Origin of the sequence: Halobellus limi (genome assembly GCF_004799685.1) — an archaeon.
Taxonomy (GTDB): Archaea; Halobacteriota; Halobacteria; order Halobacteriales; family Haloferacaceae; genus Haloquadratum; species Haloquadratum limi.
The window spans coordinates 972959-995672 of the sequence record NZ_CP031311.1; the positions used below are offsets into that span (position 1 = coordinate 972959).

25 protein-coding genes and 1 tRNA gene are annotated in these 22714 nt (G+C 66.9%); 8 read left to right on the plus strand and 18 right to left on the minus strand.

The window, feature by feature from the left end; all coding sequences use genetic code 11:
• Positions 1-6: 6 nt before the first annotated feature.
• From DV707_RS04930 to DV707_RS04940, 3 genes are all read right to left on the minus strand, one after another.
• A complete protein-coding gene (locus DV707_RS04930) occupies positions 7-1575 on the minus strand; it encodes a hypothetical protein (RefSeq protein ID WP_103990331.1) in 1569 nt (522 codons plus the stop codon).
• 53 nt (positions 1576-1628) lie between these two features.
• A complete protein-coding gene (locus tag DV707_RS04935) occupies positions 1629-2741 on the minus strand; it encodes a hypothetical protein (protein ID WP_103990330.1) in 1113 nt (370 codons plus the stop codon).
• 93 nt (positions 2742-2834) lie between these two features.
• Positions 2835-3686 (minus strand): PspA/IM30 family protein, encoded by an 852-nt coding sequence (locus DV707_RS04940; protein ID WP_103990329.1) that lies wholly within the window; start codon positions 3684-3686, stop codon positions 2835-2837.
• A 59-nt stretch (positions 3687-3745) separates the two neighbouring features.
• Here DV707_RS04940 and DV707_RS04945 point away from each other — a divergent pair, with 59 nt between their 5' ends.
• Positions 3746-4435, plus strand: coding sequence for an alpha/beta hydrolase (locus DV707_RS04945; protein WP_103990328.1), 690 nt, complete (start codon positions 3746-3748; stop codon positions 4433-4435).
• 9 nt (positions 4436-4444) lie between these two features.
• Here the strand turns inward: DV707_RS04945 and DV707_RS04950 are convergent, their stop codons facing one another.
• The 8 genes from DV707_RS04950 to DV707_RS04985 form a co-directional block, all read right to left on the minus strand.
• On the minus strand, positions 4445-4873 hold the full coding sequence (locus tag DV707_RS04950) for a hypothetical protein (protein WP_103990327.1): 429 nt from the start codon (positions 4871-4873) through the stop codon (positions 4445-4447).
• A gap of 452 nt (positions 4874-5325) precedes the next feature.
• The gene (locus DV707_RS04955; protein ID WP_235010719.1) at positions 5326-6345 is read right to left on the minus strand and encodes a hypothetical protein; all 1020 of its coding nucleotides are present in this window, start codon (positions 6343-6345) and stop codon (positions 5326-5328) included.
• Positions 6346-6518: 173 nt separating this feature from the next.
• Positions 6519-6821, minus strand: coding sequence for a DUF7521 family protein (locus DV707_RS04960; RefSeq protein ID WP_103990326.1), 303 nt, complete (start codon positions 6819-6821; stop codon positions 6519-6521).
• Positions 6822-6823: 2 nt separating this feature from the next.
• The gene (locus DV707_RS04965; protein ID WP_103990325.1) at positions 6824-7249 is read right to left on the minus strand and encodes an ArsR/SmtB family transcription factor; all 426 of its coding nucleotides are present in this window, start codon (positions 7247-7249) and stop codon (positions 6824-6826) included.
• 710 nt (positions 7250-7959) lie between these two features.
• Positions 7960-8289: a transcription factor S gene (locus DV707_RS04970; RefSeq protein ID WP_103990324.1), complete on the minus strand. Its 330-nt coding sequence runs from the start codon at positions 8287-8289 to the stop codon at positions 7960-7962.
• A gap of 56 nt (positions 8290-8345) precedes the next feature.
• Positions 8346-8867, minus strand: coding sequence for a hypothetical protein (locus tag DV707_RS04975; RefSeq protein ID WP_103990323.1), 522 nt, complete (start codon positions 8865-8867; stop codon positions 8346-8348).
• Positions 8864-9898 (minus strand): putative sodium/potassium/calcium exchanger, encoded by a 1035-nt coding sequence (locus DV707_RS04980; protein WP_103990322.1) that lies wholly within the window; start codon positions 9896-9898, stop codon positions 8864-8866. Before DV707_RS04980 ends, DV707_RS04975 begins: the two co-directional genes overlap by 4 nt.
• A gap of 137 nt (positions 9899-10035) precedes the next feature.
• Positions 10036-11394, minus strand: coding sequence for a putative ATP-dependent zinc protease (locus DV707_RS04985; RefSeq protein ID WP_103990321.1), 1359 nt, complete (start codon positions 11392-11394; stop codon positions 10036-10038).
• A gap of 150 nt (positions 11395-11544) precedes the next feature.
• Here DV707_RS04985 and DV707_RS04990 point away from each other — a divergent pair, with 150 nt between their 5' ends.
• From DV707_RS04990 to DV707_RS05005, 4 genes are all read left to right on the plus strand, one after another.
• On the plus strand, positions 11545-12561 hold the full coding sequence (locus tag DV707_RS04990) for a succinylglutamate desuccinylase/aspartoacylase family protein (RefSeq protein WP_103990320.1): 1017 nt from the start codon (positions 11545-11547) through the stop codon (positions 12559-12561).
• A gap of 118 nt (positions 12562-12679) precedes the next feature.
• Positions 12680-13075 carry a succinate dehydrogenase, cytochrome b556 subunit gene (gene sdhC, locus DV707_RS04995; protein WP_103990319.1) on the plus strand — a complete coding sequence of 132 codons (396 nt, stop codon included), beginning with the start codon at positions 12680-12682 and terminating at the stop codon, positions 13073-13075.
• Positions 13075-13446 (plus strand): succinate dehydrogenase, encoded by a 372-nt coding sequence (locus DV707_RS05000; RefSeq protein ID WP_103990318.1) that lies wholly within the window; start codon positions 13075-13077, stop codon positions 13444-13446. Before sdhC ends, DV707_RS05000 begins: the two co-directional genes overlap by 1 nt.
• Positions 13447-13460: 14 nt before the next feature.
• Positions 13461-14351, plus strand: a complete 891-nt coding sequence (locus DV707_RS05005; protein ID WP_103990317.1) for a succinate dehydrogenase/fumarate reductase iron-sulfur subunit — start codon at positions 13461-13463, stop codon at positions 14349-14351.
• Positions 14352-14357: 6 nt separating this feature from the next.
• Here DV707_RS05005 and DV707_RS05010 read toward each other — a convergent pair whose 3' ends face one another.
• The gene (locus tag DV707_RS05010; protein WP_103990316.1) at positions 14358-14588 is read right to left on the minus strand and encodes a HalOD1 output domain-containing protein; all 231 of its coding nucleotides are present in this window, start codon (positions 14586-14588) and stop codon (positions 14358-14360) included.
• 489 nt (positions 14589-15077) lie between these two features.
• Here DV707_RS05010 and DV707_RS05015 point away from each other — a divergent pair, with 489 nt between their 5' ends.
• Both DV707_RS05015 and DV707_RS05020 read left to right on the plus strand, forming a co-directional pair.
• On the plus strand, positions 15078-16928 hold the full coding sequence (locus DV707_RS05015) for an FAD-binding protein (protein WP_103990315.1): 1851 nt from the start codon (positions 15078-15080) through the stop codon (positions 16926-16928).
• 136 nt (positions 16929-17064) lie between these two features.
• On the plus strand, positions 17065-17643 hold the full coding sequence (locus DV707_RS05020) for an NADPH-dependent FMN reductase (RefSeq protein WP_103990314.1): 579 nt from the start codon (positions 17065-17067) through the stop codon (positions 17641-17643).
• A 271-nt stretch (positions 17644-17914) separates the two neighbouring features.
• On the opposite strand, the gene DV707_RS05025 is transcribed toward DV707_RS05020, so the two are convergent.
• The 6 genes from DV707_RS05025 to cofD form a co-directional block, all read right to left on the minus strand.
• Positions 17915-17998, minus strand: a tRNA-Leu gene (locus tag DV707_RS05025).
• Positions 17999-18089: 91 nt separating this feature from the next.
• On the minus strand, positions 18090-18332 hold the full coding sequence (locus DV707_RS18410; protein ID WP_103990313.1) for a hypothetical protein: 243 nt from the start codon (positions 18330-18332) through the stop codon (positions 18090-18092).
• Positions 18333-18402: 70 nt separating this feature from the next.
• Positions 18403-19116 carry an SDR family NAD(P)-dependent oxidoreductase gene (locus DV707_RS05035; RefSeq protein ID WP_103990312.1) on the minus strand — a complete coding sequence of 238 codons (714 nt, stop codon included), beginning with the start codon at positions 19114-19116 and terminating at the stop codon, positions 18403-18405.
• Positions 19117-19249: 133 nt separating this feature from the next.
• On the minus strand, positions 19250-19855 hold the full coding sequence (locus DV707_RS05040) for an NUDIX hydrolase (RefSeq protein ID WP_103990311.1): 606 nt from the start codon (positions 19853-19855) through the stop codon (positions 19250-19252).
• Positions 19856-19928: 73 nt separating this feature from the next.
• A complete protein-coding gene (locus DV707_RS05045) occupies positions 19929-20741 on the minus strand; it encodes a tRNA-dihydrouridine synthase (RefSeq protein ID WP_103990310.1) in 813 nt (270 codons plus the stop codon).
• Positions 20741-21733 (minus strand): 2-phospho-L-lactate transferase, encoded by a 993-nt coding sequence (gene cofD / locus DV707_RS05050; protein ID WP_103990309.1) that lies wholly within the window; start codon positions 21731-21733, stop codon positions 20741-20743. The genes DV707_RS05045 and cofD overlap by 1 nt, the downstream gene beginning before the upstream one ends.
• Positions 21734-21887: 154 nt before the next feature.
• Here cofD and DV707_RS05055 point away from each other — a divergent pair, with 154 nt between their 5' ends.
• Positions 21888-22631, plus strand: coding sequence for an alpha/beta fold hydrolase (locus tag DV707_RS05055; RefSeq protein WP_235010718.1), 744 nt, complete (start codon positions 21888-21890; stop codon positions 22629-22631).
• The last annotated feature ends 83 nt before the right edge of the window (positions 22632-22714 follow it).

The window sequence follows — 22714 nt, forward strand, 5'->3', positions numbered from 1 at the left end:
GGCCGCTCACCACCGCGCGAACGGCACGCCGCTCGCGGACCGCCCGACGTAGTCCGCCTGCATCTCGCGGATCGCCGCCGACACCGACGCGCCGTCGGCGACGGCGTCGCGAACCCTCGCGCGCTTCCAGGCGCTCGGCGCGGTCCGCGCGGCTTCGCGGCGCGCCTCGATCGGGCCGAGCGCCCACTCGACCGTCTCGGCGCCGACGCCGAGTTCGTCGAGGCCGCGCCGCGCCAGCGCGAACAGCTCGTCGTAGATCCGCCCGGTCGCCGCCGTTTGCTCGCCGTCGCGGGTGACCCACCGGAGGTCGGCCGCGGGGCCGTCGTCGACCGCCGCGTAGAACGACTCGCGGGCGTCCTCCCACGGCAGCGTCGCGAGCGGGTGGTCGGTGGCGTCGACGCCGACGAGGACGCCGACGACGAGCGCCTGCACGCCGACGGTGTCCCGCAGCGTCGGCTGCGTCGGGAGCGGGCGGTACTCGATCCGGATCGACCCCTCGTCGGCCCCGGCCGACGGCCCGCCGTCGGCCCCGCGCGGGACGTCGCCGCCGAAGACCGGGCGGACCCACCGCCAGTACGTCCCCCGCTTCGCGCCGAAGGCGGGGTAGGCCTCGCTCCCGACGTCTCCCTTGCCGGCGGGATCGCCGCTCTCGACCGGATCGTCGAGGTCCGGCGGGGCGACGAGCGTCGGGTCCGACGCGATCCGGTCGATCAACTCCGCGATCGTGTCGACGTCGCGCGGCACCCGACACTTGTTCGAACCCTCGTCCACCGAGCGCTCGAAGATCGGAATCCGGAGTTCGTGCGGCGTCCGTTCGAGGACCGACGCCGCGCCCTCCTCTTCGGCCCACTCGTCGTACAGGTCCGCGGGGAGGAACGGCGAGTTCGCGGTGAGCGAGAGGACCGGGCCCATCGTCCGCGTCGCGGCGTTCACAAAGCGCGGTACGTCGTCGGGGTCCGGAATCTGGAGGTGCGGCTGCATCGACGTCGCCAGCGACTCGACGAGCATCGACTTCGCCGTCTCCAGGCCGGGGAGGTCGAGGTCGGTCCGACCGCCGTTGGCCTCGCGGATCTTCCCGTCGAGCGCGACGTACCTCGGCACGGGTCGCATGTTGTCCGCGAGAAAGACCCCGTCGGACTCCGCGCCGCGTTCGAGGTACCGAACGGTCCCCTCCGCGGGCGGCACCGTCCACATCGCGTCGAGGACGAACCGCCGATCGGACTCCCCGAGGGTCCGCTGGACGGCCCCGTGGACGTCGTCCAGTTCGTCGAACTGCCGGCGGAGTCCGGCGTCACAGACCACGTCGGGGCCGGTGTGGAGTTCGGCGTTGTGAACGCCGAGTTCGCGGCTACAGCCGTCGATCTCGAAGAGGCGTTCGGGCGCGGCCGCGAGGCTCCCGTCCCCGTCGACGACGTAGCCCTCGAGTTCGAGGCCGACCGCGAAGTCGGGGGCGTCGAACAGCCCGGCGGCGACGTCCTCCCGCAGCGACTCCGCCTCGCGCTCGACGCGTCGCTCGAACGCCGCGCGTCGCTCGGGATCGAGTGCCGCTCGGACGGCGTCGATCGTCTCGGTCATCGACTGTCTATCGCGGCCGACGGCTACTGATACTGTCGGCTCGGGATCGGCGCTCACTCCCTCCCGTCTCTCCGATCGCGACCCTCCCCGCTCGTCGTCCGCAGGATCAGCGGGCCGATCGAGAGCGTCCGCTTCGCGACCGTGCCGATCCGCAGGACGAACGAGAGGAGGATCGCGAACGGGGCGAGCGCGGCGGCCATCGCGAGCGCGACGATCCAGACGTAGTGCGCCACGCCGAGCGTCGTCGACGAGAGGGTCGCGAGCACTCCGTGAAAGAGCAACACGTTCGTCGCGACGACGAGCGCCGGGACGGCGCTGTACAGCATCGCCCGAGAAAGGTCGACGAGCTCCCACTGGAAATACAGCGTCTTGACGTGCTCTCTCGCGGGGCCGAAAAGCGTCAGCACGGCCACCACGTCGTCGAGCACGTCGGCCAGCTCTCGCTCGGACGCGGAGTCGCCCCGCGCGTCTCCTCCGACCGCGTCGGGGCCGTGGCTCGGAGCCCCCTCGTCTTCGAACGCCGCCCGCAAGCGCCGGGCCTCGTAGATCTTCCACGAGTAGTTGAAGTTCAGCGCCGCCGACAGCACGTCGAAGGTGCCGAACTGCGCGTCCGCGAGGGCCGATTCGGTCGAGGCGGCGTTGCGACGGAGTTCGTCGGCGAACTCCGTCACGCGGTCGACCTCGGGACGGGCTCCGGCCGCGCTCTCGGCGGCCTCAGAGAGCGCTCGCGCCCGGTCTCCCGCGGCACCGATCAGTTCGCGGAGGAACGTCGCCGGCGTCGCCGGTGCGACGTCGATCCCGAGTTCGTCCTCGACGTCCCGCCGGAACGACATCGCGCCCTCCATCCGCTCGCGCTGGTCTCCGAGCGGCCCGAGTTCCTGTGAGAGCACGAGCGAGTTGATCGAGACGACGAGCGTGACGCCCGTGACCGTCGCGGTCAGAAGCGCCTGAAACAGGGTCTCGACCGGGTCGCCCACTTCGACGACGACCCGGTTCGGGAGGAGCGTCGCGGCGACGACGGTCCCGAGAGCGAAGACCGCGAGGAGTGCCGCGGCGACGACCCAGCGGTTCGCCTCCAGCAGCACCCACAGCTTCAGCCGGTTCTCGTCGGCCCGTCGACGCATCGTGTCGTCCGGTTCGTCGTTCTCCGGCGTGTCCTCGCTCATGTCTCATTCCGGGATGCCACGTTCGCGAGTGCGAGTTCGAGCGGATCCGCGGACCGCTCGGACCGACTCGTCGGTCGACGCCTCGAGGAGGCGTCAGTTCTCGTCGTCTTTCAGCTCTTCGAGTTCGGCTTCGACCTCGGCGTCGGAGACGTCGACGTCGGCCGCGGAATCGCCCTCGGTGTCGGCCGCGGAGTCGCTCTCGCCTTCGGCCGCCGACGCCGCTTCGGCTCCGTCGGACTCCTCGGCCCCGCCGCCCATCTCGGCCTTCAGCGTCTCCAGTTCGGAGTCGACCTCAGCGTTCGTCCGGCCGGATTCGAGTTCGCGGTCGATGCTGTCCTTGTCGGACATCGCGTCCTCGAACGCGCCGGTGTCGACGAGTTCGTCCATCGCCTCCGAGCGGGCCTCCATCTCGTCGGTCCGCTCCTCGGCGCGTTCGATGGCGCGGGAGACGTCGTTCATCTCGTCGCCGACGCCGGTCATCGCCTCCGAGACCCGCGAGGAGGCCTCGGCGGCCTCGTAACGCGCCTTCATCGTCTCCTTCTTCGTCCGGAACTCCTCGATGCGGTTCTGCAGTTCGTTCTTCTTCTCGACGAGGTCGTCCTGCGTCGACTGGAGGTCGGCGATCTGACCCTCCAGTTCCTCGATCTGGTTCATCTTCGCCTGCTTCTTCTCTAAGGCCTGCCGCGCGAGGTCGTCGCGGTCCTGCCGGACGGCCTCTCTGGCCTGCTCGTTGTGCTTCTCGACGTTCTCTTCGAGGCGTCGCTTCTGGATCTCCAGGCGCTTCTTCTGGGTCGTCAGGTCGGCGATGCCCTGCTTTACGTCCTGGAGTTCGTCGCGCATCTGTTCGTAGGAGTAATCGAGCGTCTCCGTCGGATCCTCCGCGCGGTTGAGGAGGGCGTTGAGCTTCGAGCGGACGACGTAAGACGCGCGTGAGAGGATTCCCATACGTCTCCCGTTGGGCACGGCGGAGTTAAAACCTCACGTCACCAACGGGTCGAAACCGAATGTCAGAGACGATCCTGCTACCGGGCGGCCGCGACGCTCGCGGGACGCTCGACGCCGCGTCCGAGAACGTGGACCGCCCGGTCGATGCGACGCGCTCGACCACGGCCTGCGTCGTCGCCTGTCCGCCGCATCCACAGCACGGCGGCCACCGCGGCGACCAGCGGCTCCGCGCCGTGAGCGAGGAACTGAACGAGGGCGGGACCGACTGCCTCCGGTTCGACTACGGCCCGTGGGACGGCGGCCGCGGCGAGCGCACCGACGTCGAGTCGGCGGTCGCGTGGGCGAACGAGCGGTACGACTGGGTCGGCCTCTTCGGATTTAGTTTCGGGGGCGCGCTCGCGCTCTCGGCGGCAGCACACGGTGCGGACGTCGCGGGCGTCGCCGCGCTCGCGCCCCCGGCGTCTCTCGGCACGAAACGCTCGGACCCCGACGCGCCGGACGACGAGGGAATCGGCGGCGTCGACGTCGTCGCCGACGTCCACGACGTCCCGTCGGACCTCCCGGTTCAGATCCTCTACGGCACGCGCGACGACGTCGCCGAGGTCGGGCCGGTGGTCGCGGCCGCCAGAGAGCGCGGCTTCGAGGTCGTCGAGTTCCCCGCGGACCACTTCTTCATCGGGCAGGCGGGGAAGGTCGCGACCGCCGTGGCGGACTTCCTGGCACCACTCCTCGGCGGGTCGTCGCGGTAGCGCCCCGTCTCACGTCGACGCTTCGCTGTAGCCGGCGGCCAGGGAGACGGCGACGGCGACGACCCCGGCGGCGACGGCGAAGGCCCAGAAGCCTGCCCAGGCGGCCGCGCCGAGACTCGTCGTCGCCGCGTACGTCACCGCCACCGCCGCGAGGCCGCCTCCGACGGGGACGAGAAACGGGAGATTGGACCACTGGCCCCCGGCGTTGGCGTATTCGACCGCGTAGCCCCAGAGGTTGCCGACGGTGAAGCGGAGGACGACCACGGCGAACAGGCCGGAGGCGACGGCCGTGACGGCCTCGAACGGCGTTAGGGAGGTGAGTTCACCGAACCCGGAGAGGGCGCGCCGGAGCGAACCGACGGCCCCGAGCAGGAAGGCGGCGACGTCGAGGAAGTACCACGGGCGGAGGCGGTCGTGGAGGCGGTGGTGGAGGGACATACCGTTGTCTTAGTCGGACGTGTCAAAAATTCTCGTGACGGTTTCTTCGACGCTCTTTGTGCTGCGGAATCTACGTCGTCACAGGGCATCGCGATGTGGAGAGAGGGTAGTGTGCGGAGAGGGTGTCATAGAAGGCTTCTCACTCCCAAACAAGAATCGTTCAATACAGCCACCTTTTTGCTGACTCGGGTGCGCCTCCGGCGCACCGCTCGTTGCAAAAAGGGAATCCACGGATCGCTAAATACCACACAGAGATCGTCCGGCGACATCTCGTCAACACGCCCCAGCCGCCGTATTTCGATTGATCTGCAGACTGTTGGGAAGTATACGTTGAGGATTGTATGGCAAGGATGTCGATTATGGACTTGATGAGTCCGAACTCACTCAGTCAGAGTGAGCTGTATCTTCCGCCCTGATTCAGTCAGCATTCGGTTGAGTAGGGGGAGACGAAATCAGCGTCGACGCCAAGTAACGTATCCACCCACTACACCAATAACGACCACGATAGCTGCTATCGACTGATAAACTGTTGATGCGGGATTCTGCCGTGAGTTCCAGTCATCCATCCAGCCTTCTTCGAGTGATTCGGCCCGGTCTTGGACGTCATCGAATTCGTAGTCCGAGAGGGCAAGCGCTGCGGTTTGGTTTGCAGTGACAGTCGACTCGTTATGGACCCTCCAGAAGTGTTGAGCCGTCTCATTTCCGCGTTCGGGAACTGATGATACGTTCATCGCGATTGCCTCGCTCGTGCCGGCCATCCCGGAGAGTTGTTCGTCGATACCCTCGTATCCTAAGTGGTCCGAAACGTCGTTCTTCGCTTCGAGTGTCGCCACGTATTGGGCGTAGAGGCGCTGGGGATCGATATCAGTCCCGTTTTCTCGCTGTTCGAGTAATCCAATAAGTGTCGTCGCATTCGATCGGTACGCAGTCGAATCGTTGTCGAAGGAACGAAGTTCGGGAAGCGCTTCGTGTGCGGTTTCATTGAAGTCGGTGATCTGCGGTGCAGCCTGGACTGACGCGTTATAGACCGTCGTCCCGTTTTCACGGACCGTTTTCATTCGCTCCATATACACGAGCGTCTCGTTGATTGATGTAGCCGTTGACGACACGTTAGATGCGGCCGTACTGACGTTCTGTGACGTCGTGCGGAGTGGATCGATATCTTCCGTTCCGAGGTCTTGAGCGGCCCGTCGTTGTGCGAGTTCGGTAAGTACCGCTTCAGCAGTGGATTCCGAGGTGACACGCTCACTATTCGTATAGATGTCGATGCCACTGGCCCAGGAGAAGATGTTCTCGTGCCGGTAGACACTGTACTGTTGTCCGTCAACGGTGATATCCGCAATATGGGTCGTTTCTTGGTCCAGTAGTACTGGCCGTGGATCTGAAGCTCCTTGTGCAAGCGCAGCCATCGGCGTTGCGCCCACCAAGAGCATTATCACAACGAAACCGGTAACCAGTTTTCGTCCTTTCATCGTCCACGTGTGATATTCTGTTATGCCGATAAGAAAGAAGATGGAGAGTTACAAATGGCGAAACTGTGGGGAGTTATCGAGATGAAATTAATAGCACTGAATCTCTCAATAGATTTGTCGTTGAACTAACCAAGTCCGAAACGTGGCGTTCGACTCGTTTCTGGAGTATCCAGTCAGTATCGAGAGAGTGCATAAAAAATCACAACGAGCCCCGCGGTAATCAGCAGGCTATCAATCGTTTGAAGCGCGAGTGATTCACGTCCGCCAAGATGGTAATCTCGACGAATACCGAGCTGATAGATGATGTCGAGGAGTCCACCGAACGTGATGAGCGCGAAGCCTCCAGATGCGAGACGAAGGCTTTGTTCCTGGACGCGAAGGTAGGCTCGATAGCTGAGCGCCGTTAAGGCTCCCCCGGCGATGAATAAGAGTGAATTGGCTACGAGAAAACTCCAGAACTCCGGCGGTTCAGCCATATTTACCCACTACTGAGATCAGAAGATGAACCATCACGGTGAGGCGAGTTGGCGTTTGTATCTTTCGAGACGTCTTCTGTCCCCTTCTCCAGATCGTTCCAGAAGTCCGCGAATTTGTCACTATAGTCTTTCTTGAGCTGGATATCGATATCGAACTGCCCCTCATCAACCCGGAACCGTGCCTCCTTGAGGTTCGTTTTGAACTGCTTAGAGTGGTGGCCATCATTGTTGATATCCCTCTGCTCGTCCAGCATATCGTATTCTTGGAGCGCGTGAATCCGTCGATAGATCGTTGGCTCCGAGACATCACAGTGTTCGGCGAGTTCGGTAGCTGACAGGGGTCGGAGGCTGGCTAACGCGAGAATTTGTCGAGCAACCTCGCTCCCGAGCACGTCGAACACGTTCTCTGGCTCCCATTCTTTGCTCACAGTCTATACCTCCTCTGTTGATTTTCCACGTATGTACGATTGGGGGTCGGTTTCACGATCCGAAGCCGTCCCTCAACCGTTCGTATTCAGTTGTTGCTACGGTTGTCGTATCAATCTTTCCCGAAAAGATGGTTTCCATAGTGGAAGGTGAGGGGGGGAGGGTAGGGAGCTACAGAGAAGGGTGGCACGACGAATCGAACTCTCTGGGATTTGTTTTCCACCGGTTGTTGGGGTATCGTGATATCCGCTGTTCACTGTGTTTGGTTGGATATCATTAATACCCAACTGTCTGTTTACGCCTGTCCCTTGTTAATTAGTCTCCTGGATTCGCGTTCCGAAACCGTGCTCAACGGTGATACACGCGAAGAACCATTTACGTACTGGGTTGTCAGTGCAGAGTGCCATACCAAACGGTCCACTTTACGAAATACCGGGTGACTCGCTTAGTATGCAAACATATTCTTATGACTAATTCGGCTGTGAGATCGTGAAATAAACGCCGTGGCAACGATTCTATGACGCCTTGTGGTGCGGATGCAGTCGCGGTGCGGAAGGGCTGTTGTAGTGCGGTGGTGGTATCCCAGTATTCGTCCCGCGAGGCGAGCGGATGCGAGCCTCGCGGTCTTTTTCCCTCCAGGTTTTTGCACGGTGGGTTCCCGCAGCGGCGCGTAGCGCCGCGAGGAAACCCACCGCTGGAAAAAGGTGGGGGATTAGTTATAACCCCGCCACCGGTGCCCGCACTCGGTACACTTGAAGAACCGCGTCGGCGGTTCGTCCGCCGATCCCGTCTGCTTGATCGTGTACCACGCCTCCCGGTTGCCGCACTCGTCGCAGACGACGTCGGTCGCGGTCGGCTTGCCCTCGAAGTTCGCGTCCTCGGTCGTCTCGATCACGTCGTCGTCGGTCTGCTCCTCCGTCGAGACGAACTGCGCCGCCAACTCCTCGTCCTGTTCGGCCTGCGCGCCGCAGTCGTCGTTCGTGCAGACCATCGATCCGTCCCGGGAGACCATCATCGAACCGCACTCGTCGCAGAACTGCATTGCGTCACGCTTCGCCCCGCGGACACAAGTGTTTCACCCTTCGGCCATCGGGCTTCTCACTCTTCGACCATCGGACACTCCCGGACGCGGAAGCGCTCGCTGTCGACGACCTCGAGGATCTCGGTGCCCTCGTGGGTGCACGCCAGCTCGGGGGGGTCGGCCAGGTACGGACACCGCTGACAGTAGGACTCCTTCGAGACGACGCGCTCTGCCGGCTCGTCCTCGGAGGCCTCGGACGTCCGGACCGTCGCGTCTCCGTCGACGGGCTCGGCTCCGACGCGCAGCTCCGGCGACTCGTCGGCGTCGTCCGCCAGCGACGCCCAGAGCGTCTCCTCGTCGATCTCGGGGACCGACATCTCGTCGAAGTGATCGCCGGCGGCGTCGGAGGCGCCCTCGGTGGACGACGTCTCGTCGCCCTCGTCGGCCCGTGCTCCCGTGGAGGCCTCCCGACGGCGGCGCTCCGAGATCCGATCGGCCAACTCCGAAAGCGGGGCGTCCCGCTCGGGTTCCCCGACCGACTCGTCGTTCGATTCCGCCGGACCACTCGGGTCGGGGGAATCCCGGTCGTCCCCGCTCATTTCCGTACCATCTCCGTCCCGAAATTGAACTCCCGATCCGGCTCCTCGCGCGTGCCGGCGGATCGGTCCTCTGACGCCGTCGAATCCGTCCCGTCGCCACGGGAACCGGTGGCATCATCGCTTGCGTCAGTCGAACGCGCGTCGGCTTCCGAGGTATCGGCCGCTCCGCCCCCGTCCCCGGCAGCGGACGGTTCTCCCGCCGAGTGTGCGGGCTGCTCTCCGGAACCGTTCCGGTCGTCCTCGGTCGCGGGGCCGTCGCGCGCGCGGTCGGCCGGTCCTCCCCCCTCGCTTCCGGCCTCCAGCGCCGGCCGGTCGCCGACGGTCAGCCGGTTCGATCCGAAGAACCCCGTCTTGGGGTCGAGGCCGTCGAACGGCGAGTCGCAGTGCGGGCAGCGCGGTTCGTCGAGCAGGCCCAGGCGGACGGACTCGCCGCAGGACTCGCAGGCGGCCTCGGCGACGCCGTGGCGGTTCGCCTCCCGGCGCAGGTCCGCTGCCGCCTCTCGCGTCTCGACTGCGCCTTCGAGGTCCGACAGGCGCGACCGAAGCGCGAGCACCGCCGAGCCGAGGCGGTCGAGCTTCGAGCCGTGCTCGTCGGTCGCGTCGGTGAGGTACTCGAGGATCTCCTCGTAGTTCTCGAACCCCGCCGACAGTCGGCGCTCGATCTCCGGGTGGTCGTGCTCGGCCGACGCCTTGGCGTCCGTTTCGCGTTTGACCTGAATGACCCGCTCTCTGACGTCCGTGATCTTCTCGTCGAGATCGGCCTCCAGGGCCGCGACGCGCTCGGCGACCTCGTCGAGTTCCCGCTCGATCGATTCGACGTCTGCCTCCCGCGCTGTCTCGCCCTCGGCTCCCGGTCGGTCACCGCCGGCGAGGGCGCTTTCGCCGTCGCTACTTCCGTCCTCGTCGAGTTCGCGGTGTGCGGCGATCAGCCGGCGCACGACTTCCTCGCGCGTGCGGTCCGTGGCCGCGGCTCTGTCGTCCACCCACGCTTCGAGCTCGTCCGGCAGGCCGTCGACGCGCTCGCTCCCCATCTAGGCTACGTTCACCTCGGCGTACGTAAATCAATACCGGCGTCAGGGTCCCGTGACGACGGGGCCCGTGGCAACTCGGCTCTGTCCCGCTTCGAGCGCGGCAGCCCGGAACCGTCACCGTGGCGTTCGCGGCGGTCCTACTCCAGGTACTCCTCTTCGCGCTCGTCGTCGTCGGGCCCCCCCGCGTCGGATCGTCGGTTCACGTCGACCTGGTAGTGCTGGAGGATGTCGCGGCCGAGAAGCAGCGGGTAGTCCATGTGCGAGCGGTCCTCGACGCTCGCGGTGACGGTGTGCTGCGTGCCGCCGATGCCGATGACGAGGTCGACGACCGGGCGGGCCTTCCCGGACTTCACCGACCCCGAGCGGACGCGCGTCATGCTCTTGATCGGTCCGGCGCCGATCTCGGCGGCCAGCGACGTGTCGATGCTCGTCCGCGTCGCTCCCGTGTCGGACTTCGCCTTCGCCTGCGTCGACCCGCTGGTCCCCGAGACGACGACCTCCTCGATGTACCCGATCGTCGGGCGGTCGCCGACCGGCCCCGAGTTCACGCGCGGCATCCCCGCCGGCCGGGAGTCGTCGAGCGTCGCCGACAGCTCCTCGACGCGCTCGTCGTCGACCTCGCCGCCGCTCTGTTCGATCGCGAGCTTGGCGATGTACGGTGCGGGGCTTCGCCCGGTCGCCTTGTGCAGGCCTCTGAACCCGGCGGTCGGGTTGACCTCGAGGACGAACCAGCCGTCGTCGCCCTCGATGAGGTCGACGCCGACGTAGTCCAGTTCCATCACTTCCGCCGCGTACAGCGCGGTCTCTCTGGCCTCTTTCGGCATGTTCTCCGTCGCGTCGGTGACGTCGCCGCCGAGCGCGACGTTGGTCCGCCACTCGCCCTCGGGCGCGTAGCGGTACATCGCGCCGATGACCTCCCCGTCGACGACGTACACGCGGAGGTCGCGGTGCTCGTTCTCGTCGCGGTCGATGAGGTCCTGGAGGAACGCCTGTCGGCTCCCGACCTTGGGGTTGACCGGCTCCGTGAGGTCGACCTTCCACGTCCCGCCGCCGTGGGTCCCGATCGCGGACTTGTAGACGCCGACCTCGCCGAAGCGGTCCCGGCCCTTGTTCAGCCGCTCGTTCGAGAGCGCGAGCAGCGCGTCGGGGACCTTGATGTTCCAGTTCGCGAGCGTCGCCGCCGTGGCGAACTTGTGGATCGCGGTCAGCACCGAGGCGGGCTCGTTCAGCATCGGGCGGATCCGCTCGAAGGTCGTCGCCAGCCCCAGCAGTTCGGCCGGCTCCTCGGTGTTCGAGAGCAGCAGCCGGTTGGCCACGATGTCCACTTCGGGCTCGATGGCGACGTCGCCGTCCTCGACGCTGATCGCGGTGTTCTCCCGGCGCAGCCAGATGCCCTCGTGGCCGAGGTCGTCGACGGCGTTGAGAATCGCCTTCGTTTCCTTGCTGTTGTGCAGTGAGAGGACGCCGACTCGAACCGGATCTCCGTCAGTAGACATACCCTTCCGTACACGACCACGCCAAGAAAGAGGTGCCGGTCCGAGGCACTCTCGGCCGGTGTGAACGCTTCCCACTTCGGGGGCCGCCACCGGCCGGATCCGCGGCGTCGGGTTGCGAGCGTTTATCCCGCCGGGTGTCCGATGGCGCGTATGAGCACCGACGGGACCTTCACGTACAACGGGGGGAAGGTCGAACCCGGAGAGCGACAGAACCTCCGGTACGGTATCAGCGAGACGTACCTCGGCGATCCGGTCCGCATTCCGGTCACCGTCATCAACGGCGAGCGGTCGGGACCGACGGTGTTCCTCTCGGCGGCGGCGCACGGCGACGAACTCAACGGCATCGAGGTGGTCCGCGAGGTCGCCCACGAGTGGGACCTCGCGGACCTCGCCGGAACGCTCGTCTGCCTGCCGGTGATGAACGTCCCCGGATTCCTCGCCCAGCAGCGCTATCTCCCCATCTACGACCGCGACCTGAACCGGTCGTTCCCCGGCCGGGAGGACTCGACGAGCGCCAAGCGGATGGCCGCGCGCATCTTCGACAACTTCGTCGCGCCCTGTGACTTCGGCATCGACTTCCACACCTCCACGCGCGGTCGGACGAATATGCTCCACGTTCGCGCGGACATGTCCGACGAGGCGGTCGAGCGACTCGCGCGGGCGTTCGGCTCGAACGTGATCATCGACAGCGAGGGCAGCGACGGCATCCTCCGGACGGAGGCCACGCGGGTCGGCATCCCGACGGTGACCGTCGAGATGGGCGAGGCACACCGGTTCCAGCGCGGCCTCATCGACGACGCGCTCGACGGCGTCGAGAGCGTCTTCGCGGAGTACGAACTGCTGGAGGCGTCGGCCGTCCGCTGGCCCGGCTGGCGGACCGTCATCGACGACGCGAACGAGAAGACGTGGATCCGCGCCGACGCCGGCGGCATCGTCGATATGCACCACGAGCGCGGCTCGCTCGTCCGCGAGGGCGAACGGATCTGTACGCTCACGAACCCCTTCAAGGACGACAACGTCGCGGTCGAGGCCCCCTTCACGGGCCTGCTCGTCGGCGTGCTGGAGAACCCCGTGGTCTACCCCGGCAACCCGCTCTGTCACCTCGTCGAACTCGAACCGGACGTCCGTCGGGTCGTCGAGCGGGAACAGGCGGCCGGTGGAACGTAGCGGCACCGAATCCGTTCGGTCCGGAGTCACCCCGGCGCTGTCGGCCGATTCCTCCGACGGCGTATCCCAGCCGCACACGTAAGTTCTATAGTGGGTCCGGCCTGACTCTCAGGAGAGTATGAGTCAGTCTTACAATCGGGGCCTCATCGAGGACTTCGGCCGCTGGCGGGAGTTCTCGGCCGGGATGTGGGCCTGGGTGTTCCACAAGTTCACCGGATGGGTGCTCGTGGGGTATCTCTTCACCCACATCGCCGTCCTCTCGACGGCGCTGCAGAGCCCGGATGCGTACACGACGACGATCCAGTCCCTGGAGAGTCTGCTCGTCGTGCGCATCCTCGAGGTCGGGCTGCTGTCGGTGGCCGTCTTCCACATTCTCAACGGCCTCCGGCTGCTGTTCGTCGATCTCGGCGTCGGGCTCGAAGCACAGGACAAAAGCTTCTACGCGTCGCTGCTTTTGACGGGCGCAATCGCCGTCGCGAGCGTGCCGACGTTCCTCGCGGGGGTGTTCGGCTGATGGCCGAGCGCTACTCCTCCTTCGAGGCCGGCGGCCGCCGCTGGCTCTGGCAGCGCATCACGGCCGCGTTCCTCGTGGTCGTGCTCGCCTTTCACTTCTTCCTGCTCCACTTCGTGAACCACGCCGACGAGGTCACCTTCGCGATGTCGCAGGCGCGGATGCAGGAACTGACGTACTTCTCGCTGATGATCCTCTTCCTCCTGACCGCGACGTTCCACGGCGTCAACGGCGTCTACAACGCCCTCATCAATCAGGGCCTCACCGGGACGCGGAAGACGGCCGTGAAGCTCGTCCTCGTCGTCGCCAGCGCCGTCGTGATCGTCCAGGGCGTCAGAACCGCACTCGCGTGGGCCGGAGGCGTCCCGATCTAATCGCCCTTCCACCAATGAGCACGCAACTTCCAGACCAGACCGAGGATGAATCGTCCGCCGGCGAGGCCGAACCGACGTCCGCCGCGCAGGAGCGCCGGATGGCGAAGAAGCGCGAGCGGGCCGCCGAACGAGACGAGAGGCGGCAGGCCGAGGAGGCCGAAGCGGCCCTCGCCGACGAGGAGACGTACCACCTGAAGGTGTTCCGGTACGACCCCGAGATCGAGGGCAAGAAGGAGCCGCGCTTCGACGACTTCCACGTCCCCTACCACAAGGGGATGACCGTCCTCGACGCGCTGATGTACGCCCGCGACACGTACGATTCGAGCCTCACCTTCAGACACTCCTGCCGGCAGGCGGTCTGCGGGTCGGACGCGATGTTCGTCAACGGGTCACAGCGGCTCTGCTGTAAGACGCAACTCTCGGATCTCGAAGAGCCGGTCCGCATCGAGCCGCTCCCGCACGCGGAGGTCGTAAAGGACCTGGTCGTGGATATGGAGCACTTCTACGACCAGATGGAGGCCGTCGAGCCGTACTTCCAGACGAACGACTTACCCGACGGCGAACTCGAAGAGCAGCGGCAGTCCCGGGAGAACCGCGAGAAGGTGAAGATGTCGACGCGCTGTATCTGGTGCGGCGCGTGTATGTCCTCCTGTAACATCGCCGCGGGCGACAACGAGTACCTCGGCCCGGCGGCCATCAACAAGGCGTACCGCTTCACGATGGACGAGCGCGAGGGCGAGGATATGAAGCAGCAGCGCCTGGAGATCCTCGAACAGGAACACGGCGTCTGGCGGTGTCAGACGCAGTTCTCCTGTACGGAGGTCTGTCCGAAGGACATCCCGCTGACCGAGCACATCCAGGAACTGAAACGAGAGGCGGTGAAGAACAACCTCAAGTTCTGGTGAGCGAGACTATTCGAGAAGCGTGACGTCTCTGTTATCGTCGATGACGACGGTGTAGCCCTCGTAGTCGAAACGGACCTCTTCGATCGCCATCGAGTCGGAAGCGAACAGGGCGTCGAGGGCGTCGGGGTCGAGGACGGATGCCAGCGGCGTCAGTTCCAGCGGCGAAACGTCTTCCGCGTCTGCGACCGCCGAAACGACCGCTCCGGAGACTGTTTCTGGTCGTGGGCTGTACTCCATAGTCAAATATGTTAATCGCTCATCAATAAGGGTTGCTTACTCGTTCAGTGTTGAAAACCAAACGGGCGGGTGGACGGGGTGAGGTGGTCGCTGAAAATCGATCGTGATTATGGCTCTGTGACCGCCGTTCTCCCCGCGGGAATCCCGGAGTTAATCGACGACTAGCGTCGCGCTCGCCCCCGGGCGATCGACTCGGTCCCCGACTCGACGGGGACGGACACCCGTTCGATCAGACAGCCGAGAACGACGCGGTCGAAACGGTCACCGGACGGACCGGTCGACTTCGAATCGTCGGGAGGGCACGGGACCACCGGTCACGGCTCGCCCCCCGTCGTCGGCCGAATCCGAATCTTTTACTCTCTGTCTTCCTTTCCGTCGGCTATGGGCAGGACTATCGCCGAGAGACGCACGCTGGATTCCGGATTCGGTGAACTCACGCCTCGAAGAGCCGCTGACAACCTCGCTAGCTGATACCTCGGAGACTACACTATGCACGAACACGACGTCATCGTGGTGGGCGCGGGAGGCGCGGGCCTCCGCGCGGCCATCGCGGCGCAAGAAGAAGGGGCCGACGTGGCCATCGTCTCGAAACTCCACCCGGTACGGAGCCACACCGGCGCGGCGGAGGGCGGCATCAACGCCGCGCTCCGGGAGGGCGACTCCTGGGAGGACCACGCCTACGACACGATGAAGGGGTCGGACTACCTCGGCGACGCCCCGGCCATCGAGACGCTGGCGCAGGACAGCCCCGAGGAGGTCATCCAACTGGAACACTGGGGGATGGCCTTCTCCAGGGAGGACGACGGCCGCGTCAGCCAGCGGCCGTTCGGCGGCCTCTCGTTCCCGCGGACGACCTACGCGGGCGCGGAGACCGGGCACCAGCTCCTGCACACGATGTACGAGCAGCTGGTCAAGCGCGGCATCCAGGTCTACGACGAGTGGTACGTCCTCGACCTCGCCGTCAGCGACGAGGAGACGCCCGAAGAGCGGAGCTGCCACGGCGTCGTCGGCTACGACGTCCAGTCCGGGAACATCGAGGGCTTCCGCGCCCGGGACGGCGTCATCCTCGCGACCGGCGGCCCCGGCCAGGTGTACGACCACACCACCAACGCGGTGGCCAACACCGGCGACGGCGTGGCGATGGCCTACCGCGCGGGCGTCCCGATCGAGGACATGGAGTTCATCCAGTTCCACCCGACGACGCTCCCCTCGACGGGCGTCCTGATCACCGAGGGCGTCCGCGGCGAGGGCGGGATCCTCTACAACGAGGACGGAGAGCGCTTCATGTTCGAGTACGGCTACGCGAACAACGACGGCGAACTCGCCTCCCGCGACGTCGTCTCTCGGGCGGAGCTGACGGAGATCAACGAGGGCCGCGGCATCGAGGACGAGTACGTCCACCTCGATATGCGTCACCTCGGCGAGGAGCGGATCGTGGACCGACTGGAGAACATCATCCACCTCTCGGAGGACTTCGAGGGCGTCGACCCGCTCGAAGAGCCGATGCCGGTCAAGCCCGGCCAGCACTACGCGATGGGCGGCGTCGAGACCGACGAGAACGGCGAGACGTGCATCTCCGGACTCTACGCCGCCGGCGAGTGCGCCTGCGCCTCGGTCCACGGCTCGAACCGCCTCGGCGGCAACGCGCTGCCGGAACTCATCGTCTTCGGTGCCCGGGCGGGCCACCACGCCGCCGGCCGCGACATCGGCGAGGCCGAGATCCCGACCGGCAAGCGCGGCGAGTGGGAGGCCGGCGACGTCGAGACGCCGGTCGAACCCGGTGCCGTCGAACCGAGCGTCGAGGCCGACGCCACCGGCGGCGACGCGGTCGCTGACGGCGGCTCCGGCCCCGATCCGGCCGGCCTCGTCGAGCGCGCGACCGAGCGCGCCAAAGAGCGCGTCGAAGCGCTTCTGGACAACGAGGACGGTCGCAACCACGCGGAGATCCGCGCCGAGGTCCAGCAGTCGATGACGGAGAACGTCAACGTCTTCCGCGAGAAGGAGGGCCTCGAACAGGCGCTTCGGGACATCCGCGAGGCGCGCGAGGCCTACGAGGACGTCGGCGTCGCCGACCAGTCGCGGACGTTCAACACCGATTTACAGCAGACCATCGAGACGCGGAACGTCATCGACCTCGCGGAGGCGATCACGCTCGGCGCGCTCGCCCGCGAGGAGTTCCGCGGCGCGCACTGGCGCAAGGAGCACCAGGAGCGCGACGACGAGAACTGGCTGAAGCACACGCTGCTGTCGTGGAACGACGGCTCGCCCGAGCTGTGGTACAAGCCGGTGCTGCTCGAAGGCGAGAACAAGCGGTACGAGCCGAAGATCCGGAGCTACTGATAAAGATTACTCTCGTCTCTTCCCGCCGAGCGCCACCCGTTGCCGACGCTCGGTGGTAAAAAGTGAGAGTAATCTTTATGAGAGCGAGACGCACCGCGGCGGCAAACGTTTATACGCGCCAGCGGAAGGGCAGCGTATGACCGACCGTCCACACGTCGTCGCCGTCTGTGGCAGTCTACGCGAGGCAAGTCGGACTCGACTGGCGCTCTCTCACGCCCTCGACGGGGTTCGGGAGGCCGGCGGGAGTGGGGAACTGATCGATCTCCGGGAGTTCGAGCTGCCGATGTACGACCCCGACGTGGACGATCAGGCCGACGGCCGCGAACTCCGGGCCCGACTCCGGGCCGCCGATGCCGTCATCTTGGGGACGCCGATGTACCACGGCTCTTACTCGAACGTCGTGAAGAACGCCCTCGACTACTGCGGGTTCGACGAGTTCGAGGGCAAGACCGTCGGTCTGCTGGCCGTCGCCGGAGGGTCGTTCCCCGTGACGGCGCTCGAACACCTGCGCTCGGTCTGTCGGGCCCTCGACGCCTGGGTCGTCCCGCATCAGGTCGCGGTCCCCCGCGCTTCCGGCGCCATCAGCGAGGACGGGACGTTCGACGACGAGGATCTCGCCGAGCGGGTCCGGGTCCTCGGTCGGAGAGTCGTCCAATACGCCGACATCGAGCCCGATCCGGCTTCCTTCGAGAGCGAGCACAACGCGGGCGCTTAACACACAACTTGGTTCACGGCGCAGAGTCCTCGCTGTCGTTCGGGTACGAGATGCGAGAGAAGGGATGTTGAACCACGGTCGCAGCGGAGCTGCTCCCTGATTCAAACCCCTCGTCCGATACGCGGCCCTCACTGTCGTTCGGGCACGAGATGCGAGGGGAGGGATTTGAACCGAAGCCAGACGTGCTCGCTCACGTCGTTCGCTGCGCGCGACTGGCAGGGTTCAAATCCTCCGTCCGACAGATATCGCTCGCTGTCGCTCGGCAATCTAGTGCGAGGGGAGGGATTTGAACCCACGGACTCCTACGAGAGCGGATCTTGAGTCCGCCGCCTTTTCCAAACTCAGCCACCCTCGCGCAGTCCGGGGTTCGATTTCGCGGAGGTTTAACCCTCCGGTTTTTCGCCGTCCGAGCGGCCGATCCGAACTGGGACCGCTGCGGGCGCTCGCTACGCGAACCGCTCGCGGAGGCGGGACGGAACTTCGAGCGCGACGGCGGCGGCGACGGCGGGAGCGACGACGGCGAGAACCACGAGCGCGACGCCGCCACCGACGACGGCGAGCGCGAGGAGCCCGAGCAGCAACGCCGGCACTGCGACGACCACCGCACCGCGCGCGACGACGCCGGCGACGCCGGCCGCGTAGTCTCCGATCGCTCCGGGTACCTCGCGGAGAGTCGCGTCCTCAGACATACGCGAACCGACGCGGTCCGGAAACAAAGAACTGTCCCATCGACGCCGGTGTACCCTCCCGCCGACCGCCTCACCACTCGATGGGCTCGCGGTCCTGCCAGAACCGGCCGGCCGGCGAGCCGGGGCGGAACCGACAGAGCCACGTCGGCGTCTCCGCGCCCTCCTCGACGGACCGGTCGGCCTCCTCGCCGCCCATCTCGGTGCGGACCCACCCGGGCGACACCGAGTTCGCGAGCAACCCCTCGTCGCCGTACTCGCCGTGGAGGTACGCCGTGAGGCCGTTCAGCCCGGTCTTCGAGACGCGGTAGGCCGGCGAGCTTCCCGACTGTTCCCCGCCGAGCGCGCCCATCCCCGAGGAGAGGTTGACGACGCGGCCGCCGTCGGTTTGCAGCAGCAGCGGGACCGTGTGCTTGCAGACGAGCATCGGGCCGCGGAGGTTCGTCGCGAGCGTTCGATCGATCGTCTCGACCGGCTCGGAGACGATGTCCGTATCGGACCCTCCGACCCCGGCGTTGTTGACGACGACGTCCAGCCGCCCCGCCGACTGGAAGATCTCGTCGGCCGCGTCGGAGATCTCGCCCTCCTGGGTGACGTCGACGAGGAGGTGCTCCCATTCGTCGGGGACGTCGTGCGTGATCGACCGCGTGGCGGCGAAGACCGTCGCCCCGAGATCGTGGAGGTTCTCGGCGATCTGGCGGCCGAGTCCGCGGTTGGCTCCGGTGACGAGCGCGACCTGCCCGTCGAGGGAGTCGTACAGCTCCGGCTCCGGTGAGTGCTCGGTCATAGTCCGAGTGAGGCGGCGGGCGTAAAAGGGGATTCCGTCTCGTCGCGGGCGGCTCTCCCGAGCGCGCGGTCGCGCGCTCACGACGGCGAACCGTTCGCGCCCGGCGACCCCGCTCTCCGAGTCTCCCGTCGAATCAGTCCTCGAAGTCGCGACGCATCGCGATCTCGAACCACGGGCACAGCCGGAGTTGCCGGTACCACTCGGGGTGCTCGTGGAGGTGCTCGTAGTCGGCCCACAGCAGTCCCGCGATCTCCTCCTCGTCGGGATCGAGCGACGTGTCGTCGAGGGTCACCTTCAGCACCGAACAGACCTCCCACTCCAGGCCGGCGTTCTCGTAGTAGCGCTTGTACTCGAACTTGTCGGTCACCCGGAGGTCGTCGTACTGGTCGGGCGTGATCCCGAGTTCCTCCTCCAGGCGCTGGGCCGTCGCGTCGATCTGCGACTGTCCCTCGACGGGGTGGGAGGCGACCGTGCCGTCCCAGTGGGTGTCCCAGAGGCGCTTGCCCGGCGCGCGCTGGCCGAGCAGGATGCGCCCCTCGTCGTCGAAGACCAGACAGGTGAACGCCCGGTGTCGGACGCCGTCGCCGGTGTGGGCGTCGAGTCGGTTCGCCAGCCCCGTCCGGTTGTCGTCGGAGTCGACGGCGATCACGTCCTGGAGGGCGTTCTCGTGGACGTCGGCGTCGTCGCTCGCGGCGGTCCCGCCGGCGGCCGCGGCGTCGTCGCGCTGATCTGCACTCATACTCGCCCTCTCGAAGAGGGAGAACAAGGAGTCTTCGATGCGTCGTCGCGAACCGGCCGCGAGGGACGGCGACTCACGTCTCCCCGCCGTCCGTTCTGTCGGCACTCGCCGCTTCGCCGTCGTCGAACCGCTCGTCGATCGTCGTTCCGTCGCCGTCGAACCACTCGTCGACCGCCGCTCGAACCCGCCGTCTGACCCGTCCGTCGGTGCTCGGCCGGCCGAGGCTCACCGCGTCGGCCCCGTACGCCAGGTACTCGCGGACGCTCTCGCCCCCGCGGACCTCGTTGTTGGCGACGACGAAAAGCGACGGGGCGGCCGCGGCGACGTCGGCGACGACGGACTCCGAGTCCATCGCGTCGACGTGAATCGCGTCCGCGCCGGCGGATTCGACCGCGCGGGCGACCCCCGCGAGGTCGACGCCTGTGACCTCCGTACGGACTTTCACGCTCACGTCGGCGCCGGCGTCGCTCGCGGCGGCGACGAACGAACGGAGCCGGTCGGTATCGCGGAGGAGCGCCTCCCCGCAACCGGCGTCGCACATCTCCGACTGCCGGCAGTGGGCGTTGATCTCGACGATCGCGTCGCGGTCGGCACAGACCGCTGCGACCGCCGAGACCGGTTCGAGCGTCGCGCTCCTGACGTTGACTCCCGGCCGGATCGGAGCGTCCGAGAGCGCGTCGAGTTCGCGCTCGACGAACGCGAGCGGGTCCGGCGGGAGGAACTCCGTGCGGTCCCGGGCGACGAGCGCGCGGGCGGCCTCCCGGGTCGACTCGTCGAGGGCGATGCCCCCGAGGAACGCCGCGCCGGCGTGGTCGCTGCCGTCGCGGGCCCAGTCGGCGTCCGCCTCGCCGCTGAGACTCGCCAGCGCGACCCGGGGCTCGAACATCAATCGACCGCCTCCAGTGCTCTTTTCGCCGCTCGGGCGACCCGCTCGGCGTCGTCGGGACCCCCGATCTCCGTGTCGGTCCGGACGACCGGCCGGTCCAGGTCCGTCCCGTCGTCGGCGTCGAGGACGAACGCGTCCGCGAAGGGGTAGGCGTCCGCGACGCCCGCCGTCGAGGGATCGCGGCCGACGCCCGCCATCAGGTCCGCGGCGGGGCCGGAGAACACCTCGTCCTCCACGAACGGCGAGACGGCGACGACCCGCGTCGACGCCAGCGCGTCGGCGAAGGCGTCCATCGCGAGCATCGGGCCGAGGCTCGTGACCGGGTTCGACGGGCCGACGACCACGGGATCGTCGAGCGCGTCGAGCACCGCCGGCGTCGGCTCGGCCGTCTCGGATCCGCGGAACTCGACGTCCAGCACCTCGGGCTCCGCCCGTCGGTGGACCCAGAACTCCTGGAAGTGCATCGGCCCCTCCGAGGTGTGCACGATCGTCGCCACCGGGTCGTCACTCATCGGCAGCAACCCGATTTCGAGGTCGAACGCCGCGGCGAGCGTCCGCGTGGCCTCGGTCAGCGAATGCCCCTCGTCGAGCAGCGAGGTGCGGGTGACGTGGACCGCCCGGTCGCGGTCGCCGATCCGCATAAACTCCGCGACGCCGGAGAACCGCCGCCAGCGGGCGATGTCGCGACCGGCGGTCTGGGCCTCGTCGTTGAGGTACCGCGGCCCCGAATCGAGGCCGGCCGCGTCGGCCAGGCGGTGCAGTTCCTCGTGCGTCGCCGTCGTGTCGCCGTCGACGCCCCACCACGTCTCGGTGTCGAGGACGCCGCCCTCGTTGAAGAGCACCGTGTCGACGTCCGGACAGACGAGATGCCCGCCGAGTTCGACGTCGTCGCCGGTGTTCGCGACGACGGTCGTCTCCGCGGAGTCGAACACGCGGTCCGCGCCGTCGAGGAGCTTCGGGGTTCCCGTCCCCCCGGCGAGAAACGTGACCATAGCCGACGTTGGGCGGGCGGTGATTTGAACGTTCGCTCGCGCGAGCGCCCCGTGCGCCTCCGTCGCTGGCGGTGCGCCGCCGACGCCGTCGGGGGCGTTCGGTCGTCGATACCCTGCCCGAGGGTTTTTGCTCGCGCCGCGCCCTCTTTCGGCCGTGAACCTCCCGCTTGCGACCCGGTTCCGCGAGACGCCCCGGATGCGGATCACGCGCCGCGGAGCCGACGGCGAGGACCTGCTCGTCGTGCTCGGGTGGGGTAACAAGCCCACGCACGAGCACGTCGCGTGGCTCCTGACGCGACTGCTCGACGCCGGCTACCGCGTTCACGCCGTGACGCTGCCGACGAACGGCTGGAACTTCGAGGCGCAGTACGTCGCGCCGCTCGACGAGTACCTGACCGACCACGACGTCGACCTCGCGTTGAGCCACAGCACCGGCGGTCTCGTCGCCGAGCGTCTCGCCGATCGGCACGCGCTTCGGAACGTGTTCCTCAGCCCCTGGTGGGGCGTCCGGACCGACGGGCTCGTCGATCGGGCGATCCTCGCGGCGTTCGAGCGACTCCCGACCGCGAAGCGGCTGTACGCTCCGGACCTCGACGCCGCAGCGATCGGGGATCTGAAGTCGACTGCGGAGGCCGCCACGGGTCCCGGGGGCCTCTCGCCGGCGTTCCTCGCGACGGTCCGCGAAGCCCAGTCGCGACTCGGCCCCTTCGACGACGGCGACGCCGTCTTCTACTCGCCCGAGGACCGGGTGGTCGACCCTGCCGCGATCGAAGCGCGAACGCCGCCGGAGAACCGGCGCTCGTACGACGGCGGCCACGAGTTCTTCGCCTCCTCGGGCCGGGCAGACGTCCTCGACGACGTGCTCGCCGCCCTCGACGCGGGACCGGACGCGGTCTGACCGGGCGGGGCGACCGACCGCTGGCCGAACGGCTCGACGAGCCGCTGAGCTGCGCTTCGATATAAATCCTACTACTTGGCAAC

Bases quoted from the DNA above. Each gene is read 5' to 3' on its own strand.
- DV707_RS05010 (WP_103990316.1), bottom strand. From the start codon at position 14,588: ATGGAGTACAGCCCACGACCAGAAACAGTCTCCGGAGCGGTCGTTTCG.
- DV707_RS04935 (WP_103990330.1), bottom strand. From the start codon at position 2,741: ATGAGCGAGGACACGCCGGAGAACGACGAACCGGACGACACGATGCGT.
- sdhC (WP_103990319.1), top strand. From the start codon at position 12,680: ATGAGTCAGTCTTACAATCGGGGCCTCATCGAGGACTTCGGCCGCTGG.
- DV707_RS04945 (WP_103990328.1), top strand. From the start codon at position 3,746: ATGTCAGAGACGATCCTGCTACCGGGCGGCCGCGACGCTCGCGGGACG.
- DV707_RS18410 (WP_103990313.1), bottom strand. From the start codon at position 18,332: ATGTCTGAGGACGCGACTCTCCGCGAGGTACCCGGAGCGATCGGAGAC.
- DV707_RS04980 (WP_103990322.1), bottom strand. From the start codon at position 9,898: ATGGGGAGCGAGCGCGTCGACGGCCTGCCGGACGAGCTCGAAGCGTGG.
- cofD (WP_103990309.1), bottom strand. From the start codon at position 21,733: ATGGTCACGTTTCTCGCCGGGGGGACGGGAACCCCGAAGCTCCTCGAC.
- DV707_RS04975 (WP_103990323.1), bottom strand. From the start codon at position 8,867: ATGAGCGGGGACGACCGGGATTCCCCCGACCCGAGTGGTCCGGCGGAA.
- DV707_RS04950 (WP_103990327.1), bottom strand. From the start codon at position 4,873: ATGTCCCTCCACCACCGCCTCCACGACCGCCTCCGCCCGTGGTACTTC.
- DV707_RS04955 (WP_235010719.1), bottom strand. From the start codon at position 6,345: ATGAAAGGACGAAAACTGGTTACCGGTTTCGTTGTGATAATGCTCTTG.
- DV707_RS05000 (WP_103990318.1), top strand. From the start codon at position 13,075: ATGGCCGAGCGCTACTCCTCCTTCGAGGCCGGCGGCCGCCGCTGGCTC.
- DV707_RS05015 (WP_103990315.1), top strand. From the start codon at position 15,078: ATGCACGAACACGACGTCATCGTGGTGGGCGCGGGAGGCGCGGGCCTC.
- DV707_RS04970 (WP_103990324.1), bottom strand. From the start codon at position 8,289: ATGCAGTTCTGCGACGAGTGCGGTTCGATGATGGTCTCCCGGGACGGA.
- DV707_RS05005 (WP_103990317.1), top strand. From the start codon at position 13,461: ATGAGCACGCAACTTCCAGACCAGACCGAGGATGAATCGTCCGCCGGC.
- DV707_RS04930 (WP_103990331.1), bottom strand. From the start codon at position 1,575: ATGACCGAGACGATCGACGCCGTCCGAGCGGCACTCGATCCCGAGCGA.
- DV707_RS04960 (WP_103990326.1), bottom strand. From the start codon at position 6,821: ATGGCTGAACCGCCGGAGTTCTGGAGTTTTCTCGTAGCCAATTCACTC.
- DV707_RS04940 (WP_103990329.1), bottom strand. From the start codon at position 3,686: ATGGGAATCCTCTCACGCGCGTCTTACGTCGTCCGCTCGAAGCTCAAC.
- DV707_RS04985 (WP_103990321.1), bottom strand. From the start codon at position 11,394: ATGTCTACTGACGGAGATCCGGTTCGAGTCGGCGTCCTCTCACTGCAC.
- DV707_RS05040 (WP_103990311.1), bottom strand. From the start codon at position 19,855: ATGAGTGCAGATCAGCGCGACGACGCCGCGGCCGCCGGCGGGACCGCC.
- DV707_RS05045 (WP_103990310.1), bottom strand. From the start codon at position 20,741: ATGTTCGAGCCCCGGGTCGCGCTGGCGAGTCTCAGCGGCGAGGCGGAC.
- DV707_RS05035 (WP_103990312.1), bottom strand. From the start codon at position 19,116: ATGACCGAGCACTCACCGGAGCCGGAGCTGTACGACTCCCTCGACGGG.
- DV707_RS05020 (WP_103990314.1), top strand. From the start codon at position 17,065: ATGACCGACCGTCCACACGTCGTCGCCGTCTGTGGCAGTCTACGCGAG.
- DV707_RS04990 (WP_103990320.1), top strand. From the start codon at position 11,545: ATGAGCACCGACGGGACCTTCACGTACAACGGGGGGAAGGTCGAACCC.